The organism is Alkalibacillus almallahensis (genome assembly GCF_011761495.1).
Taxonomy (GTDB): Bacteria; Bacillota; Bacilli; order Bacillales; family Alkalibacillaceae; genus Alkalibacillus; species Alkalibacillus almallahensis.
Genome location: NZ_JAASRU010000004.1, coordinates 171805 through 190400, shown reverse-complemented (window position 1 = coordinate 190400; position 18596 = coordinate 171805). Strand labels below are relative to the sequence as shown.

Annotated in this window: 15 protein-coding genes; 12 read left to right on the top strand and 3 right to left on the bottom strand. The window is 34.1% G+C overall.

Annotated elements, in window-relative coordinates:
- Nucleotides 1-182: 182 nt before the first annotated feature.
- Together FHR85_RS05505 and FHR85_RS05500 are read right to left on the bottom strand one after the other, a co-directional pair.
- Nucleotides 183-380 carry a YdiK family protein gene (locus FHR85_RS05505; protein ID WP_167261864.1) on the bottom strand — a complete coding sequence of 66 codons (198 nt, stop codon included), beginning with the start codon at nt 378-380 and terminating at the stop codon, nt 183-185.
- Nucleotides 381-383: 3 nt separating this feature from the next.
- Nucleotides 384-1100, bottom strand: coding sequence for a CPBP family intramembrane glutamic endopeptidase (locus tag FHR85_RS05500; protein WP_243864165.1), 717 nt, complete (start codon nt 1098-1100; stop codon nt 384-386).
- A gap of 200 nt (nt 1101-1300) precedes the next feature.
- Here FHR85_RS05500 and groES point away from each other — a divergent pair, with 200 nt between their 5' ends.
- The 6 genes from groES (at nt 1301) to FHR85_RS05470 (ending at nt 9796) form a co-directional block, all read left to right on the top strand.
- Complete coding sequence (gene groES, locus FHR85_RS05495; protein WP_167261863.1) at nt 1301-1585, top strand: co-chaperone GroES; 285 nt, start codon at nt 1301-1303, stop codon at nt 1583-1585.
- Nucleotides 1586-1627: 42 nt separating this feature from the next.
- Nucleotides 1628-3262 (top strand): chaperonin GroEL, encoded by a 1635-nt coding sequence (gene groL, locus FHR85_RS05490; protein ID WP_167261862.1) that lies wholly within the window; start codon nt 1628-1630, stop codon nt 3260-3262.
- A 212-nt stretch (nt 3263-3474) separates the two neighbouring features.
- Entirely contained in the window at nt 3475-5190 is a 1716-nt protein-coding gene (locus FHR85_RS05485; protein ID WP_167261861.1) for an ATP-dependent nuclease, read from the top strand.
- Nucleotides 5183-6664 carry an ATP-dependent helicase gene (locus tag FHR85_RS05480; RefSeq protein ID WP_167261860.1) on the top strand — a complete coding sequence of 494 codons (1482 nt, stop codon included), beginning with the start codon at nt 5183-5185 and terminating at the stop codon, nt 6662-6664. Before FHR85_RS05485 ends, FHR85_RS05480 begins: the two co-directional genes overlap by 8 nt.
- A gap of 464 nt (nt 6665-7128) precedes the next feature.
- The gene (locus FHR85_RS05475; RefSeq protein ID WP_167261859.1) at nt 7129-7923 is read left to right on the top strand and encodes a hypothetical protein; all 795 of its coding nucleotides are present in this window, start codon (nt 7129-7131) and stop codon (nt 7921-7923) included.
- A gap of 412 nt (nt 7924-8335) precedes the next feature.
- A complete protein-coding gene (locus FHR85_RS05470; protein ID WP_167261858.1) occupies nt 8336-9796 on the top strand; it encodes an ApeA N-terminal domain 1-containing protein in 1461 nt (486 codons plus the stop codon).
- Nucleotides 9797-10071: 275 nt separating this feature from the next.
- Here FHR85_RS05470 and FHR85_RS05465 read toward each other — a convergent pair whose 3' ends face one another.
- Nucleotides 10072-10500, bottom strand: coding sequence for a hypothetical protein (locus FHR85_RS05465; protein WP_167261857.1), 429 nt, complete (start codon nt 10498-10500; stop codon nt 10072-10074).
- Between the two features lie 980 nt (nt 10501-11480).
- Here FHR85_RS05465 and FHR85_RS05460 point away from each other — a divergent pair.
- The 6 genes from FHR85_RS05460 (at nt 11481) to betA (ending at nt 18553) form a co-directional block, all read left to right on the top strand.
- Nucleotides 11481-11951, top strand: a complete 471-nt coding sequence (locus tag FHR85_RS05460; RefSeq protein ID WP_167261856.1) for a GNAT family N-acetyltransferase — start codon at nt 11481-11483, stop codon at nt 11949-11951.
- Nucleotides 11952-13282: 1331 nt separating this feature from the next.
- A complete protein-coding gene (locus FHR85_RS05455; RefSeq protein WP_167261855.1) occupies nt 13283-13621 on the top strand; it encodes a YesK family protein in 339 nt (112 codons plus the stop codon).
- A 291-nt stretch (nt 13622-13912) separates the two neighbouring features.
- Nucleotides 13913-14626, top strand: a complete 714-nt coding sequence (locus FHR85_RS05450; RefSeq protein ID WP_167261854.1) for an alpha/beta fold hydrolase — start codon at nt 13913-13915, stop codon at nt 14624-14626.
- A gap of 365 nt (nt 14627-14991) precedes the next feature.
- On the top strand, nt 14992-15717 hold the full coding sequence (locus FHR85_RS05445) for an ATP-binding cassette domain-containing protein (RefSeq protein ID WP_167261853.1): 726 nt from the start codon (nt 14992-14994) through the stop codon (nt 15715-15717).
- A 58-nt stretch (nt 15718-15775) separates the two neighbouring features.
- Complete coding sequence (locus FHR85_RS05440; protein ID WP_167261852.1) at nt 15776-16549, top strand: ABC transporter permease; 774 nt, start codon at nt 15776-15778, stop codon at nt 16547-16549.
- A gap of 318 nt (nt 16550-16867) precedes the next feature.
- Nucleotides 16868-18553, top strand: a complete 1686-nt coding sequence (gene betA / locus FHR85_RS05435; RefSeq protein ID WP_167261851.1) for a choline dehydrogenase — start codon at nt 16868-16870, stop codon at nt 18551-18553.
- Nucleotides 18554-18596 lie beyond the last annotated feature (43 nt).

The window sequence follows — 18596 nt, the reverse complement described above, 5'->3', positions numbered from 1 at the left end:
TATAAATAAAATTTACAACCTATAACAACATCATATATAAAAATAGTTATTTCGACAATAGTATTTTGAAAATTTAGATTAATAGGACGTGTTAGGTTGATAAATTATATGAATAGAAAAGAAGGAATATGCGAGCTTATCCATTAAAAAACCGTCATGTAATCGTTACATGACGGTTGAGTTTATTTTTTACTTTTCTTCATAGCTTGATTGACTGTGAATAGGCGAATCGCAACACCAAAATCAACCGCTGCAATAAAAGCGAAGACCATCGTTAAAAAATTCCAAATCGTTGTTTCGGCTGTTTCCACGGCTATATAGATAAATAAAACGCCCATTAATACATAAATCCAAGCTAATACAATTGGTGAAATCTTCATGTCTTATCCTCCAAAGAAAATCATTAATGCATTTTCCATATCTTCTAGTTGTCGTTCTAAGTCTTCAATATCCACACTTAACTGAATGATGACGACAAACGCGTTCATCGCCATATGCGCAATAATCGGTACTATAATGCGTTTTGTTTTGACGTATAAATACGCAAAGGCAAAGCCCATCGCTGTATACGTTAAGATGAACGTAAAGTCCATATGCAATGCTGCGAAAATTAAGGCTGATAATAGACCGGCAATAATAAAGTTTGTCCGTTTATAAATTTCGCCGAATATAATCTTACGGAAAATAATCTCTTCCAAGATTGGCGCGAATACAATCGGTAATAGAATAAACCACATATTCGCTTCGATAATTTGGATAATTTCCTGGGTATTTTGTGAGCCTTGGTCAATTCCAAGTACATAAATATTGATCAAGTTTGCGACAATCTGTGTACCGTAAGCTAAGAATACACCAATAATTGACCATTTGACAATCTCACCAGTTGATAGCCCACTCCGGTGATTAAGTTCCGCCATATCTTTTCGTAATAAAGTGAAAATCCAAACTGTCGCAAGTGCTAAACTTACAATCGTCCAAAGTACACCCACATCTTGAGGTGGAAGTTCAGGATGGTATATTACCCCTAAAATAACACCTGGTAGCAGTTGAGCTGCAATGTATATAATTAGTATTCCCCAATAACGTCTTGGCAAAATCATCGTCCCTTTCTCGCTTTTTCTATAAATCACAATCTATCTAAACGTTATTCTATACTAATTAATACTTAGAAACAAAAATTTTAATGTTTTCACTTGCAAAATTTTTTGTGATTGCTTATTATAAGAAGTGGATTTAGCACTCGACTAACCCGAGTGCTAATAAACTGATTTAACATTTCAATTAAGAGGAGGTCTTGATCATGTTAAAACCAATAGGAGATCGCGTGATTGTCGAATTAGTTGAGGAAGAATCAACAACAGCAGGGGGCATTGTCCTACCAGACTCAGCTAAGGAGAAACCACAAGAAGGTAAAGTTGTTGCTGTCGGCTCTGGCCGCGTAACAGATAACGGCGAAAAAATTGCGCTAGAAGTTAGCGAAGGAGACCGTGTTGTCTATTCTAAATTTGCTGGAACTGAAATCGAAAAAGACGGGAAAGAATACTTAGTTTTACGCGAAAACGACATTCTAGCAGTCGTTCAATAAAGCAAACGCTCGAATCGGTAAAATTTTAAGGAGGTTATGATCATGGCTAAAGAAATTAAGTTTAGTGAAAACGCACGTAACTCAATGCTTAACGGTGTTGATACATTAGCAAACGCTGTGAAAGTGACATTAGGGCCAAAAGGACGTAATGTTGTACTTGATAAACAATTCGGTTCACCACTTATTACTAACGATGGTGTCACAATTGCTAAAGAAATCGAATTAGAAGATCACTTCGAAAACATGGGTGCACAGCTCGTTTCAGAAGTAGCTTCGAAAACAAACGAAATCGCAGGTGACGGTACAACAACTGCGACCGTTCTTGCACAAGCGATGATTCGTGAAGGTCTGAAAAACGTAACATCAGGTGCGAACCCAGTTGGCATTCGTCGTGGTATCGAAAAAGCGACTGAACTAGCAACGGCTGAACTAGCGAAAATTTCAAACCCAATCGAAGGTCGTGAGTCAATTTCACAAGTTGCTTCGATTTCAGCTAGTGACGAAGAAGTCGGTTCACTTATTGCTGAAGCAATGGAACGTGTAGGTAACGACGGTGTTATTACGATCGAAGAATCAAAAGGTTTTAACACAGAATTAGAAGTCGTTGAAGGTATGCAGTTCGATCGTGGTTATGCATCTCCTTACATGGTGACTGATCAAGATAAAATGGAAGCGGAATTAGAAGATCCGTACATCCTCATTACCGATAAGAAAATCCAAAACATTCAAGAAGTCCTACCAGTCTTAGAACAAGTCGTACAACAAAGCAAGCCAGTACTCATCATTGCAGATGACGTTGAAGGCGAAGCACTTGCGACATTAGTCGTGAACAAACTACGCGGTACATTCAATGCGGTTGCTGTGAAAGCACCAGGCTTCGGTGATCGCCGTAAAGCAATGCTTGAAGACATTGCAACCCTTACAGGCGCAGAAGTGATCACAGAAGACTTAGGTTTCGATCTGAAGAGCGCAACAATCGATCAGTTAGGCCGTGCTTCGAAAGTTGTTATTACGAAAGATAATACGACAATCGTTGAAGGTGCTGGTGATAACGACAAACTAGCAGGTCGCGTTAACCAACTACGTGCTCAATTAGAAGAAACAACATCTGATTTCGATAAAGAAAAACTACAAGAACGCCTAGCAAAACTAGCAGGTGGCGTTGCAGTCGTTAAAGTCGGTTCTGCAACCGAAACAGAAATGAAAGAGAAGAAACTACGCATTGAAGACGCGCTTAACTCAACACGCGCAGCTGTTGAAGAAGGCATCGTAGCCGGTGGTGGAACGGCCTTTGTTAACATCCACAGCAAAGTCGCTGATCTTGACTTAGAAGGTGACGAAGCAACAGGCGCAAGCATCGTACTTCGTGCACTAGAAGAACCAGTTCGCCAAATTGCACACAACGCAGGTCTAGAAGGTTCAATCGTTGTTGAACGTCTGAAAGGCCAAGAAGTTGGCGTTGGATTCAACGCAGCGTCAGGCGAATGGATGAACATGGTTGATAACGGCGTCGTAGATCCAACGAAAGTAACCCGTTCAGCCCTACAAAACGCATCATCCGTAGCCGCAATGTTCTTATCAACTGAAGCGGTCGTAGCCGACATTCCAAGCGAGAATGACGGTGGCGGCGCACCAGATATGAGCGGCATGGGTGGCGGCATGCCAGGCATGATGTAGAGTGTCTCTGATTTGCCAAAAATCATAAAAACCCTTGACTGACTTTTTAAAAATGGCCTTAAATTAAAAAACCTCCTTAAAGTTCATTGAACTTTAAGGAGGTTTTTTTAATATTATCCACTTTCTATGTTAATTATTGAAATTGATTCATGTGAACACCATCTATAAATGGTATAATTATCCTTAAATTTAAAAGTGTAGGGGAGATTAATATGATATTTGAAGAACTCAAAATTGAAAACTTTAGAAACTTTTATTGTTCAGAGATAAGTTTAAGTAATAAAAATGTGATTTTTGGTTTGAATGATGTTGGGAAAACAAATTTTTTATATGCTTTAAGGTTTTTATTTGATAAACAACTAAGAAAAAATGGTTTTAAGGAAAGTGATTTTTACCAAAATGACACAAGTAATCAAATAAGGATAACAATAAAATTGAATTTATCAGATTTTGAAGAAAGTACTGACACCAAGAAACTTGTAGCTGGGATTAAAGATGCAAGGATTTCGGACAATTTAGATGAATTCTATATTAGAATCGTATCTGATTATAATGAAAGTGAAGGATATGGTGAACCTTTACTATATTGGGGAAGTAATGAAGATAATTTAATTGAGGTACCTTCTCGTGGAATATCGTATGCGTTGGACAATATATTCAAAGTGGTATACATTAATCCTCTAATTGATTTAAACACCCTGTTTAATAAAAATAAAAAAGTACTCTTTGATAAATCTGAAGAAAACGAAGATGATAAAAAATTGGTAAATGAAATTAAAGAGCTAACAGACAAAGTTAATGAAAAAATAAGTGGTATGACTACCATAAAACAATTTCAAAGCAGCATAACAGATGAATATAAAACCTTTAGAGATGAGGAAGTGTCAATAGAACTTAAATCAGAGATGGCAATTAATGGGTTTTATTCTGATCTCATTCCATACATAAAACGTAATGGAGATGAAAATTATTATCCGACTTCTGGTGATGGTAGAAAAAAACTACTCTCATATTCTATATTAAACTTTGTTAATAGAAAAGAGCACGAAGATAAGATTGTAATAAATTTAATTGAAGAGCCAGAAAATAGTTTACACCGTTCTATGCAAATAGCATTATCAAAACAATTGTTCATAAAAGACACATATGAATACTTTTTTATGTCCACACATTCTCCAGAGCTATTATATGAAATGGATAATACTAAATTAATAAGAATTTACTCAGATGATAGAATTATTTGTAATTCATTCTTATACAACGTTGAAGAGCGTTATAGAAACGTTAAAAGGAAGCTGAACAAAGACTTATCTTCAGCTTTGTTTTCCAGTAGAGTTCTCTTGGTAGAAGGTCCTTCCGAAAGGGTATTTTTTGAGAGAATTTTAGATGAAATATATCCTGAATATGAATTAAATGGAGGCTTCTTATTAGAAGTAGGAGGTATCTATTTTTCTAAATATGTAGATACTTTAGAGAACTTAGGTATAACTGTATTAATAAAGACAGATAATGATTTGAAAAAAAGAAAAGGGTCAGAAAATGAATATGAACTTTTGGGTATTAATAGATGTTTAAGTCTACTAGGGGACTCTAAACTGGATAATACATATCTGGATATACCCTCCAATGCTTCTAAAAAAGAAATAAATACAATACTAAACGATGAAAAAAGACGACTTCTCGAAAAACATGAGCATGAGGTTTCTAGGTTTAAAGAAAATATGATTTACTTGTCTAAGATAGACTTAGAACATGATATTAATAATGTCATAGGTGAGCATTTCAATTACGATATTATAAAATACTTACAAGATAGTAAACTTTATAATATGGCTGAATTTATTAATGAACTTGATCAAGAATTATGTAATGTTATATTCTATAGTGATGAATTTGAGTGTTTAAGGGAGATGGCGTTCGATGACTGAAAGAGAAAGGATTTATCAGGATTCGCAAAATATCGTGGTAAGTGCTGGAGCTGGTTCAGGTAAAACAGCTTTATTAATTAATAAACTTAAATCAGAGGTTAGGTATGATAGAACACATTATAAAGTTGCTGCAATAACATTTACAAATAAATCAGCAAATGAATTAAAAGAACGGTCCAGAGAAACTGGAAAAGGGAATTTTTTCGGCACTAATGATGGTTTTATTGAAAAAGAAATTATTAGACCATTTATAAAAGATGCACTGGGCGATGACTTTTCTCAAAATTTTGAAACCGAGTACTTTAAAACGAAGTTTAGTACATTTGATGATGGACTTGAGATTTTAAAAAGAGAAGGGATTCTCGGTGCCTATAGCAATCAAAAAAGAAATTTCAAATTCAATTTAGCAAAGAAAATTTTAAATGATTCAAATGCATGTAGGCAGTACATACAAGCCAAGTACCGTATGATATTTATTGATGAATATCAAGATAGTGATATTGATATGCATGATTTTTTTATGTTTATAAAAGACGATTTAAATATAAAACTTTTTATTGTAGGTGATCCTAAACAGTCTATATATGTTTGGCGTGGAGCTGAGCCTCAAAATTTTAAGAGTTTGTTAGAAACAGGTAGCGGTTTTAATATCTATGTATTAAATGAAAACTTTAGATGTTGCTTTGACATCCAAAATTATTCCAATTCCTTCTTTTTAGAGACTCAAGATCAAGTGAAATTGGAAGACCATGAGGTAGAAGATGTTATTGGTGTGAGAAATGAATGTTCATTAGAAGGCCTATATAAGAGGAATCTCATTGATCCTGAAAAAGAATTAGTTATATTATCTTGGAAGAGAAACTATGCAGAACATATAGCTAATTATCTTAATGAAGAAGGCTATAATTTTACTTATATTCCTCGAACACCACTAGACAAAAATACTAAGAATTCTTCTATGTTAATTGAGCTGGCTAAGTATGTCAAAAATAAAAGATACTCTGTTTATCATTTAGTTAATAGCCTAGGACTTGATCTAAGTCATAAAGAGATTAGTGAGATGGATGATACTATATCGGGATTGAAAAACACAGGTGTGAATAAAGAAGAGATTATACTTATACTTGATGAATTATCTAATATGCTTCAAATTAATTTTGAAGAAGAAGAGCTTGGCCCATTTGTAAGTGTAATCTTAACAGACGAGTATGATGTTGCGTTTAATGGACAAGAAAACATTAATAAAGTTATGACACTGCATTCATCAAAAGGATTAGAATTTCAACAAGTATTGATATTTGCGTCAGATTTTAAATTATTTCAAGACCGTGACTTAAATGAACATTATGTTGCATCTACAAGAGGAAAAGAAAAATTAATAATTATGCTAAATGACAACTATATCAATTACTTAGAAGTCATACAAAGTAGATTACAGTTAGAATCCTTGAACCAACTAATCAAAATCATTTAATTTAAATTTTTACATTTATTTCTTTAAATGAGAATGTAATATATTTTGTGTGAATAGAATTCAAACATACTGTGATTTAGACAAAAAGGAGCCTTTATGTAGAATAATATTAGTAGACATATTTTTAATAGAAAGTTTAGATTATGAGTTTGTCTATGGCTATGTTAACTCATAAAGATCATTTAATTATAAAATCCAAAAATTCTAAAAAGGTTTTGTTCAAAATATTCTACTGTATAATAATATCGCCATTTTTCATTACCTTCCAATAATAAAAATCTATGGAATGACTTTTATAAAAGAATAAATGCTACTCTTACTATACTATTTTTAATTTATTGTTTAGTTGCATATTCAGTTGTTCATTTTTCTATGTAATTATATATACTATTTACGAAATATTGTTAACAAGGATAGTAGGAAATAATGAAAATTGATAACTATGGTTTAAGAGGAGGACATAATTGAAACTGTCTTTAAAAGATAATGCGTACGATTTCTTGCATAATTCATTATATTTTTATCATTTAGCCACAGGTGTAGGTTATCCTGAAGATTATAAACGATACTGGAGATTCTCTTTGGTTGACCTTGTACAATCAATGGAGCTGCTTTTTAAAGAAGTATTAAGGCAGTCAAATGAGTTCTTTATTTACGAAAATATAGATAAGCCTAGTAAAACTGTTTCAGTTACAAAAGCATTAGAGAGAATGAAAAATATCATAAAGATTGATTTAAGTCATAGCGACGAAACAGTGATAAGAAAAGCAATTGATTTAAGAAACCAAATTCTTCATTTTGAGTTAGAATTAGATATGCAAGAACTTTCTACTATCTATGCTATTCTTTTTGAATTTATACACAATTTTCATCTGAATTTCCTGAATGAAGAATTACATAATTATATTCGTCCTGAATATTGGGAAGAAGAGGCTTTATTGATTGAGCAATTTAGAAATGAATTTGTTATATATAATGGCGTGGAAATCAGTAATAAATTTGCTATTGAGATTGTTGAATCACAAATGTTCCCAGCTTACACAATCAAGGGTGCTGAATATAAAAGAGTTAAATTTGGCGAAGAAGTAAGTAATGATCCCGAATGGTTCGATTCCTTAACTCACTGTAGTGATTGTGCAGTAAAAAAGTCTTTTTTTCATGCCATTGGCTGTGATTCGGAATATTGTCCTAAATGTGGTGGTCAAGCCATTAGCTGTACTTGTGAATATGAAGAGTTGGATGAAGAACCAGCTAGTTAAGCATCTATTAAGGGAGAGGTATGCCATTAATACTTTACAACTTGATGAAAGTTAATCACTGATTTTTCGAAATAAAGTAAATGAAGACCGTATCTTCGAAGTTAAATACGAAAACATGGATGGGAAAAACTATTGAAACATCTTATGTTCTGCTATGGATTGGATTGATGTTACTAGTGAAGGTCTTTCTAATATAAAATTAAACCCAGAAGATGGGTTTGGACCTGCTGATTTTAAAGTAGTTATGGTTTTAGAAATAAAGAGTTAAGACGGTTTTCCTTATCAGGCGTTGAACTTGAATTTGAACGGAATCAGGAGTGACAATCAACTACATTTTGGTTAAGTATAAGAAGGTAATATCAGGGTGATTGTAGAAATATGTAATATCAAAGATAATAGGAGGTTAAAAGAATTGAATAGAAATGTAAGTTTGAAAAAACTGACATTGCAAGATGACTTTGAAATCGAAGGGTATTGGTGGTTACCGGAAGAACCTGAAAGAAAGTTGGCAGGTACATTATATTCAGGTGAAGATGCAATCTATTTGGATATTTTAGAGTCATTCCAAGGTCTTCAATCAGTTAATAGAACATCAAATTATGGAATCATTCATGGTTTCACCGTAAAAGGTGAGGAAGTAACTTTATTTGATAGCGTTCAAACTAATTTTAGTACCAATATGCCTGGCATAGAAAAAGAAAAAATTATATGTAGTTATTTTATTACAGGAGGACATTTTGGTAGTCAAAATGATGTGCAATTCAAGGCGGTGGAATTATACAGTGAGGATCTAACAAATTGGTTTAATAAGAGTCCATTCCGTTTGGAAGAAGACCAAGAAACTTCCGAAATAACGACAACCTACACCCCGCCTGATGTTATTCCTTACTATATTCAGAGTATTGAAGCTGAAATAAAGAATAGTTATGATCTCAATCATAACTTCTCATCTAAAGCAAGTATATTTAAATACAGTGAATTTATTAAATTAACTCCTGATGATCAGAGGGGTTTTGAATGGTTTCAAGAGAAGTTGTTTAGCTTCCAAAAACTAATATCCTTAATGATGGGAGAACGTTTAAATTATGAAAGAATTATCTTAAGGGGTGAAGATGAAAATCTGGGAACTGAAGAAGAACCATTAATCCGCCCTAAGAAATACCATTTATTTGTATCCTTGAGAGAGAATGAAATGAACGACAAACTTCATTCCCATAAAATGTTGTTCACCTTTCCAAGTATTGAAGTTCAGTTTGAAGAAATCTGTAATAAATGGTTTGCCAAAGAAGAAGATTTGAAGAACGTTTATAATTTACATTTCAGCGATGTTTTTAATCCCCATTTAGATCTTGAAGATAAGTTCACGAATGCCGTGAAAAGTCTAGAAGTTTATCATCGGGCATTAGACTACGGAAAATTATTTGATGAAGAAAGGAAAAATGAAATCTTTGAAAATGTTAAGGAAAAACTAGGTGGAGTGTTAGAAGCAAGCGATTTGGAACTAGTTTTAAATAGACTGAAGCATATGAACGAATACTCATTGAACAGTAGGTTGAAAGATATAATCAAAAAACAGTTAGATCAGGAAACAAAACAATATCTTTTCAATAACAGTAAGAAGACTGATAGCTTTATCAATAGGGTGGTAGAAACAAGGAATCACCTTACACATTATGATGAACAAAGAAATGCGAATAGGTTTAATGGGATTGAACTGCATTTCGCTAAAGAACTCTTGAAAGTAGTCGCATCAATAGCATTGTTCAAAGAATGCGGTATAGAAGAAGAAGTAGTATTAGAGAGATTGAAAAACACTTTTGGTAACTCACAAAATGTACCGCGTGCTAAGGAAAGGTTAGGTATAGACAAATAATTAATTAAGGACACTGGACATATCTGTGTAATGCAAGATAAAAGTACAGAAGTTTGCAACTAAAAAGTACACAACGCTGCAATCAAAAAAAAGACTTGCCAGCCCAATCAAATACCACTACTGTTATTGGTGTCGAATCAATTAAACAGTGGAGGTTGAAAGGAATGCTGGCAATGTCTGAAATTAATTGTATCAAAGTTTTACGAAATCAAAAATCAAAATCCGTCAATTCAATCGCTATTACCGAGCAATAACTGTCTACTTTAGTTTAGCGTTTACAACTCTTCAAAATCCAATTTCACAGTTTCTTCTTGTTTAGTGTTTCGCTCTCCTTCTCGCCATTTAAAATCAACGAGAATATCATGACCTTGTTCATTCAATAGCCAAAACCGATAATTTCCATAGTTAGATTCGACTGTTTCCTTACTTGATAGGTGATCGAACTCTTTAGAAACTTTTGCTCGATTTCCTGTCGTATATGTACTAATAACGATTGACCTTATATCCTCTTCTCCTTTATAGGTGAATGTCGCATCAGCATTTTCGTAAACATCCTCTCCCCGCGGGGAATAAACTCCAGTGATAGTTACTGACCAATTCTCCGTTTCTCCTTTAAATTGAAAATCATGTTCATCAGGAGAATCCTCACATGCTACTAGTATCAAGAGTATAAGCAGTAACAAATAAATGGCTTTAATTTTCATATATCCCTCCAGAGATTAGTTGGTTGGTTACATTTAAAATAGTAAATAAAACTATTTAATAAACATGAACTGAACCTTTAATAAAATATATTCTACATTAATGACAAAGTCCCTATATAATCGTTTATGTTATATGATTGAATTTTACAACAAATAATTATTAAGTACAGCAGTTTTGCCCCCAGAAAATTCTATGTCATAATTAAATTACTATTTTTAACAATCTGTCTATAATAAATATATAGGGGATGATTTTATAAAAAATATAAATGCTACTGCTAGTATACTCTCTTTAACTTATTGTTTAGTTGCATATTCGGTTGTGCATTCTTATGTATCTTCCGTAAACAATCCGTTGGTATGGATCGCTAGTATAATTCCTGGTGGAGTTGTGGTTATTCAAATCATATTCGTTTATGTAATTAAAAAAGACTATTTGCGAAATATTATTGAAAAGAATAGCAGGAAATAATGAAATCGGGTTACTATATTTTAAAAGGAAGACATTATTGAAACTGTCATTAAATGATAATATCACAAGTTATTAGAAGCTTTTTTAGAATCACTTTCCGAATCATTATTTTTAGATTATAAATATCTTTGGAACTCATTTGCACCGAACGCGGGGATTAAATATAGCGCGGTCTTTTGAAAAGAACAAAAAGATTCGAAGGGAGAGTTAGTATTGTGATTAAAATATTGAATATATTAGTGTTTTCTCTTATTTCAATTGCTATATTACATGCTATAGGGGGGAGTTACCTTCATAGTGAAGGATATATTTCAAATCATTATATGGATAGCTATTATTCATTAGTAACATATAGTTTATCAATAGCAGGTTTATTACTGTTTACATACATTTCTTTTAGAGAAAGAAAAGAACAAAAGTCGAGAACTCGTTGCAATAGATTTGAAGAAGACAGTTATTAGATTTTCGTAGAAAAATAAATAACTAAATTGATTAAGTAGGTGCGGTTATGGAGGTAAGGTTAGAGAAAGCAACTGATAAAGATGCACAATCTATTTTTGACATTCAAGTTAAGGCTTTTATGCCACTTTTGGATAAGTATAAAGATTATGAAACCAACCCAGCAAATGAAACTGTCGAAAGAGTAATTACGAGAATAAATAATCCTAATGGTGGTTTTTATAAGATATTAGCTGATAAAAAACTTGTAGGTGCTATCTGCATTTTATGGAAGGAAAACTTACAATTCTGGATAAGCCCGATGTTTATTTTACCTTCTTATCAAGGGAAAGGAGTAGCTCAGAAGGCTATAACTTCAATCGAAAACCTGTACCCTCAAGCAATCACTTGGGAGTTAGCTACAATCTTAGAGGATGAAAGAAATTGTTATTTATATGAAAAACTGGGCTATAACAAAACAGGGATTAGTAAAAAGATAAACGATCATGCAACACTTATTTATTATAAAAAAACTTGTTAAAGTTCATATGCTAAATGATGATAGTACTTAAGAAAAAGTGAGCGTTTACGATAAGAAATTTGCTCTTTTTTGTAGGTCTTCATTAATTATTTTGAATTTGCTGATTTGGCTATATTTCCTGTATGAATAACAAATCAAAATATAAGCGAACATTGATATAACAATGAAAAATGAACATCAAATTACTATGTAATTCAATGCTCATTTAATAATAAATTTTTATTATTTCTACTCAAAAACTGAACTACTTAAGTTATTTTGCCTCGCTTTTGATCCCGTTTTTCAGACTTCTCGTCATATGTTTATATTCAAGCAATGTTTTTAGTTAAAACGTTTTATTTTCATGTTAATATGATCGCTATCAATATAAAAGTTAGATTCCAAACAAAAAATACAGAACTGCAAATTAGTAGAGTAATTTTGGCATTCCCCTGTTTCAAGAAAAAAGTCAATATCACACTTATACCAGCATAAATTAAGGGGAGTGATAGACCCACTGGACCTTTGAGGCCTAATGTTACTAAACTAAAAAATTCATAATCAAGTTTAGCCAGCATCCATGGCAGAATACTGAGTATAGACAGCAAAGCAGATATGACTACCAAAAGGACTTGCATCTAATAAACACCCACTTCCTTTATAAATTTTGCAATATAAATAATTTCACGTTCTTAGGCGCTTTTTCCATTATGTAGTGAGCAATAATAAGTTAGAGAGTTACTGCAAAAACGTATTCTAACATAACTCAGTCTAGACAGTGTGAAATATTTTATATGAATCAAATATGATTATTCCTATGTTATAAAAGAAATAAATGCATTCTATTGTCATACATGTAAAAGTAAACTTTATCTGGTTCTTCTCTAAAAATAACACTAGCAGTTATGCTCGGTTTGGATCTGTGTACAGAAATCTCACTAAATTCCTCTTCCTGGTAACCCTCATTTTCAAGATAAACAACTACGTCATTTTATCATACATCTATCCTTTCAAATTGATTAAGTAATTAAGGGAACACTTCGTTTTACTAATTAAATACCCGATGTATGCCATCTCAAACCAGCTTCCATGTAATCGATTAAACGGTTCGCTCCTAATCGCACCACTTCCTATAAAACTTATATTAAGTATATAGAAAAGGCGTGTATTTTGGGTGACCTGTTTAATCTTGTTTGTAGAAATCTGTTGAATATAGTTTAGAATTTATTAATAAGGCATATTCAGAAGAAAATTTTCTTAAGTAATTTGTGTTGGTTCTCTAGTCATAATTAGACATGTAAGAAGGAATTTCCTGTTAAATGTTGAAAACTAGGAATGAAGGAGAGGATTGGTTGTATTTTTTACTTGTAGCTGGCTTAATGCTTGGTTTGTTAGTTTATGGTTTCTTTTTTATCATTTCGAAATTTATGGAGCAGTATTACTTAGCCCCATTGCTGACATTTTTTACGGCATTTGTTGTTGTTATTTATGGTTTTTTCTTTGTAAGGGGCTTCGAAGGGATGAGTTATACCTTTTTTTCAGTCGGTATCTTTCTAGTTAGTGTATTGGGAATGATTGTGTTACCTTTATTGGCTAAATCATCTAAGCTTACTAAGATTACGATTTGGGATAAGATAGGTCTAATCGTTTTTCCGGTGACTTTTTTCACAATCATATTCACTTTGACTTGAAGTGATGATTATTGGTATTAATTCGGTAAAGTAGAATAGAGCATTACTCAATTTACTTGGCAGGTTAACGGAAAAGTGAAGCCGTTATTTTTCTAGTTCATATGTAAGGTGAAGCGAATGAGTAGAATTTGGAGGAAACTTGGATCGGTGAGCTGAAATCCAATATAGACAAAGGTTAATCTTCTCTAAAAGTAACGAGCTTGATATTGCAAGGAGATGCAATTTTTTGTGTGATGAAATGGACTAAGTAAGGTTTATGGTAATTCAATGTTGAAAGGAGAGTGTTTTCTTATGATTTTACATACAGAAATAACTGGAACAGGGGAAGAGGTTGTTTTTCTCCATACAGGTTTGCAAACAGGAAAAACGGAGCTTGATGTGCAAAAAAATTATTTTAAACAAAATTATAAGGTTATCCTACCAGATTTACGCGGGCATGGAAAATCTGTATCGCACGATCTATCTGATTATTTTCATGACTCTGCGAGAGATTTAGCCGAAACTCTCGAAAACTTAGGTGTTCATTCTGCACATATTGTCGGATGTTCTATAGGAGCACTCGTTGGATTAGTAGTTGCTAAAAATCATCCAGAGAGAGTAAAGAGTTTAACGTTATCTGGCATTATTCCAGAGAAACCAACTAATTGGGATGAAATGGATAAGGAAGAATCAGAAAATATAGCAAAAATGTTAGAGAATCCAGAAGCTGTTGCTTATTTTGATAATATTCATGACGGTGACTGGAGAGAATTGCTAGATTCCGTACTAGGTGAAGATTGGTATCCATTTGAAGAGACAAAAGATTTGGCTTCGCTCGAGATGCCCGTTTTATTTATAGTCGGTGAACAGAATGAACATGAAACTATTGGAGCGATTAAATATCCTAAAATGAATAGAAATATTCATGTGTCAATCATTCCTTTCGCAGGTCATGTTGTGCATCTCGATCAGCCAGAAATCTATAATAAAATTGTTGAAGCTTTTTTGTTAAATCAGAATCACTAACAGTAAAACGATAGACACTTGTTCGATTGTAGTACTATATGAAAATACTGATAAGAACCTCTTCACAGCCATGATGGTAGATGTCGGAAAGGCTTCTTCCCAGCAAAAGTTGCTCTCCTACCGCCGATATTGAAACTAACAGTCTTGTTATAGGATGCATCCAATATCAACTAAAAAAGTCACAATAATCGATTTTAAAATTTTGAAATTTAAACCTAAAATTAACAATATTATGATACAGTAAGATTAAGTTGATCACTAAGGAGGTTATAAAATTTTAGGACTACCTAAAGGAGATGGAAGTCCACCATTATTGATCGACTTATAATGTCTATTAATCAATCAAAAAGCAGAGGAGTTTTAATGTGACAATTTTAATAGCCGAGAATATTAATAAGAAAATTAGAGGGAAGGAACTCTTAAAGAATATTAATCTTTCTTTGGGACAAGGAGAGATCATTGGGTTGATCGGAGAGAATGGCGCCGGAAAAACAACGCTGATGAATGTGCTTTTGGGTTTAACAGACTATCAAAGTGGTGTTATGAGAGTCGAAGGTAAGGAAGTTCCTAATTTGAATCATTCTTCTATTAAGATAGGTGCTTTGATTGAACAACCTGGAATATATCCCTTTTTAACGGGTTATGACAACCTAAAATTGTTTCATGAAGGAAGTGATAGTGAGGAAATCAATCAAATAATCAATGATTTGAATATGTCTGAGTATATACATAAAAAGGCTAAAACTTATTCATTGGGAATGAAACAGAAATTAGGCGTTGCTCTATCCTTTTTAAATCATCCTAAAATGATTTTTTTAGATGAGCCAATGAACGGACTCGATCCTCAAGCCATCCGTGATGTGCGTAATGCCATTTTAAAACGTGCTGATGAAGGGGTTTCATTCTTCATTTCAAGCCATATTTTAAGTGAATTAGAGAAGGTGACCAACACACTTTTAATTTTAAATAATGGCGAAATTATTTCAGAAACGACTGTGGAAGAGATTAAAAAAGATGCCGAAGACGGTGATTTAGAAACGGCATTTTTACAAATTTTAGACGAAAAGAGATCTTCCAGCGGCGAGAAGTAAAACAGGGGTTTCCCAATAATTTACAAACAGTTTAATTTAAAAAGACGGGAGAAATTACATGGGTATATTGATCAAACAAGAACTTTTCAAATTATATAAAAAGAAATCGACTTTCATTCTATTTGGTGCTGTAACATTAATAATGATCTTAATAGCCATTACGGCTAACACAACATCGGATTTTTTTGACGCAGAGAATATGTTTACATCTGCATTTGGCGCTTATGCTTGGATTGTTTTTATTATGATTATTCAAGCCAGTACAATTATTACAATGGAATTCCAATACGGAACAATTAAAAACTTACTTTACCGTAACTATACCAGAACACAGGTTATTATAAGTAAGTGTATTACTTTGCTTATTTACTCGATCAGTCTATATGTAAGCACGGCTATTATAGCCATCATACTAAAATTTCTTGTATTACCGGATTTAAGCCTTTCACAAAATGTGAATGGAGAAATGAGCTTAATACAATCGTTTCTATTCACTACATTAGGTAACTTTATAGGTGTATGGTTGATCATTAGTTTAGTACTATTATTATCTTGTGTTTTTAGAAATACAGCGGTTTCCGTTGTGATTGGTATCATATTCTATTTTGCTACTTCCATTGTGTCAGGTATATTATTCTTGGCTATTGAAAAATGGGAATGGGTCAAATGGAATCCTTTTAACATGTTGAATTTAAGTAACCAAATCGGTGGTGTTGGCGACATTGCATCAATGACCCACTTATCCGTAGGTCAATTATTTGTAGGGAATATCATCTATATCATGATTTTCTTATTCTTGGTTTTTGTGGTCTTTAGAAAAAAGAATGTGTAATAGAGATTAATATCATCTCAATTAACAAAAGGTTCGCAGCCGCTAACAAGGTGGTTGTGAACCTTTTTTATTTTCAACAACTTAAGAAGTAAAATAGTGCGAACATTTAGTTTCTTCCGCTAAGCTAGTTTATATAGTTTACAACCTCCTCAGAGTATGGTAAATTAAAGTTGTTAAATTCGTTAAAAAATAATTTAATAAAATTAATGTGACAATGAATGACTTATTTTTTACATGCAAACAACCCCCCTTTTAAACATATAAAAGTCATTCGTTGTTGCCCTAATGTTAGTTCAAATAATCGAGGAGGTTTTTCATATGGCAGAACGATATGATTACGTTGTAGTTGGAGCTGGTAGTGCGGGCTCGATTATGGCAAACCGTCTGAGTGAAGATGGCAAGAAGAGTGTTTTAGTGTTAGAAGCAGGTCGTAGTGACTATGCGTGGGATTTATTAATTCAAATGCCGGCTGCGTTACCATTCCCGGCTGGTAAGAGTCTATATGATTGGAAGTATGAATCAGATCCAGAACCTTACATGGGTGGTCGTCGTATTTCGCACGCTCGTGGTAAAGTATTAGGTGGATCGAGTTCGATTAATGGGATGATCTATCAACGTGGTAACCCGATGGACTATGAACGTTGGGGTTCAGATGAAGGGATGGATGATTGGGATTACGCCCATTGTCTTCCATACTTCAAACGTTTAGAAAATACGGTCGCAGCGGACAAAGATGATCCGTATCGTGGCCATGATGGTCCGTTCACCTTAACGCGCGGCCCGGCGAAAAATCCGTTGTTCCAAGCGTTTTTCGATTCAGCGGTTGAAGCGGGTTATAACCGGACACCAGACGTAAACGGCTACCGCCAAGAAGGGTTCGGTCCGTTTGATAAGCACGTCAGTAATGGCCGTCGTATGTCAGCGTCACGTGCGTATTTACGTCCAGCAATGAAGCGCAAAAACTTAACGGTTAAAACACGAGCGTTCGTGCAACATATTGACTTTAGTGGTCGTCGTGCGCAAGGGTTAACGTATAAGCGAAACGGGAAGACTCAATATGTCGAAGCAGGTGAAGTGATTCTATCAGGTGGGGCGATTAACACACCGCAATTACTTCAATTATCAGGTGTCGGCGATGCGGAACATTTACGTTCAGTTGGTGTTGATCCAGTTGTTCATTTGCCAGGTGTTGGTGAAAACTTACAAGACCACTTAGAAGCGTATATTCAATATGAATGCCCAGAGCCTGTTTCAGAACAGCCGAACTTGAGTAAAGCGAAAATGCCTTGGATTGGCTTGCAGTGGATTTTCGGCCGCACGGGCCCAGCTGCGACAAACCATTTCGAAGGTGGCGGTTTTATCCGTTCGAACGAAGAAGTAGATTATCCGAACTTGATGTATCATTTCTTACCACTTGCAGTTCGTTATGATGGTCAAAAAGCTGAAGCGGATCATGGTTTCCAAGTTCACGTTGGTCCGATGTATTCGGATGCACGCGGTTCACTAAAAATTCGTTCTAAAGATCCGAAACAACATCCAAGCATGGTTTATAATTATCTTTCAACAGAGCAGGATCGTCGTGAGTGGATTGAAGCAGTCCGTATTACGCGTAAGATGATGTCGCAACCAGCGATGGCAAAATATAATGGTGGCGAGATTTCACCAGGACCAGATGTACAAACAGATGAGGAGATTTTAGACTGGGTCGCAAAAGATGCGGAAACAGCTCTTCACCCATCATGTACAGCGAAAATGGGGCCTGAATCAGATCCGATGGCCGTTGTTGATCCGAAGACAATGAAGGTTCATGGCTTAGACAATTTACGTGTTGTGGACGCATCAGCTATGCCATACGTCACGAATGGTAATATTCACGCGCCAGTATTAATGTTAGCCGAGAAAGCAGCGGACTTAATTCGTGGCAAGAAACCGTTAGAAGCTGAGGATTTACCATTCTACCGTCACGGTGTCGATTCGAAAGACGCAGGGGCAGTTGAAGCCTAAAATTTAGACAAGGCGCTGTTAATTGATTGGCAGCGTCTTGATG

Coding starts and splice junctions, on each gene's coding strand:
- FHR85_RS05505 (WP_167261864.1), bottom strand. CDS start 380: ATGAAGATTTCACCAATTGTATTAGCTTGGATTTATGTATTAATGGGC.
- FHR85_RS05500 (WP_243864165.1), bottom strand. CDS start 1,100: ATGATTTTGCCAAGACGTTATTGGGGAATACTAATTATATACATTGCA.
- groES (WP_167261863.1), top strand. CDS start 1,301: ATGTTAAAACCAATAGGAGATCGCGTGATTGTCGAATTAGTTGAGGAA.
- groL (WP_167261862.1), top strand. CDS start 1,628: ATGGCTAAAGAAATTAAGTTTAGTGAAAACGCACGTAACTCAATGCTT.
- FHR85_RS05485 (WP_167261861.1), top strand. CDS start 3,475: ATGATATTTGAAGAACTCAAAATTGAAAACTTTAGAAACTTTTATTGT.
- FHR85_RS05480 (WP_167261860.1), top strand. CDS start 5,183: ATGACTGAAAGAGAAAGGATTTATCAGGATTCGCAAAATATCGTGGTA.
- FHR85_RS05465 (WP_167261857.1), bottom strand. CDS start 10,500: ATGAAAATTAAAGCCATTTATTTGTTACTGCTTATACTCTTGATACTA.
- FHR85_RS05460 (WP_167261856.1), top strand. CDS start 11,481: ATGGAGGTAAGGTTAGAGAAAGCAACTGATAAAGATGCACAATCTATT.
- FHR85_RS05450 (WP_167261854.1), top strand. CDS start 13,913: ATGATTTTACATACAGAAATAACTGGAACAGGGGAAGAGGTTGTTTTT.
- FHR85_RS05440 (WP_167261852.1), top strand. CDS start 15,776: ATGGGTATATTGATCAAACAAGAACTTTTCAAATTATATAAAAAGAAA.
- betA (WP_167261851.1), top strand. CDS start 16,868: ATGGCAGAACGATATGATTACGTTGTAGTTGGAGCTGGTAGTGCGGGC.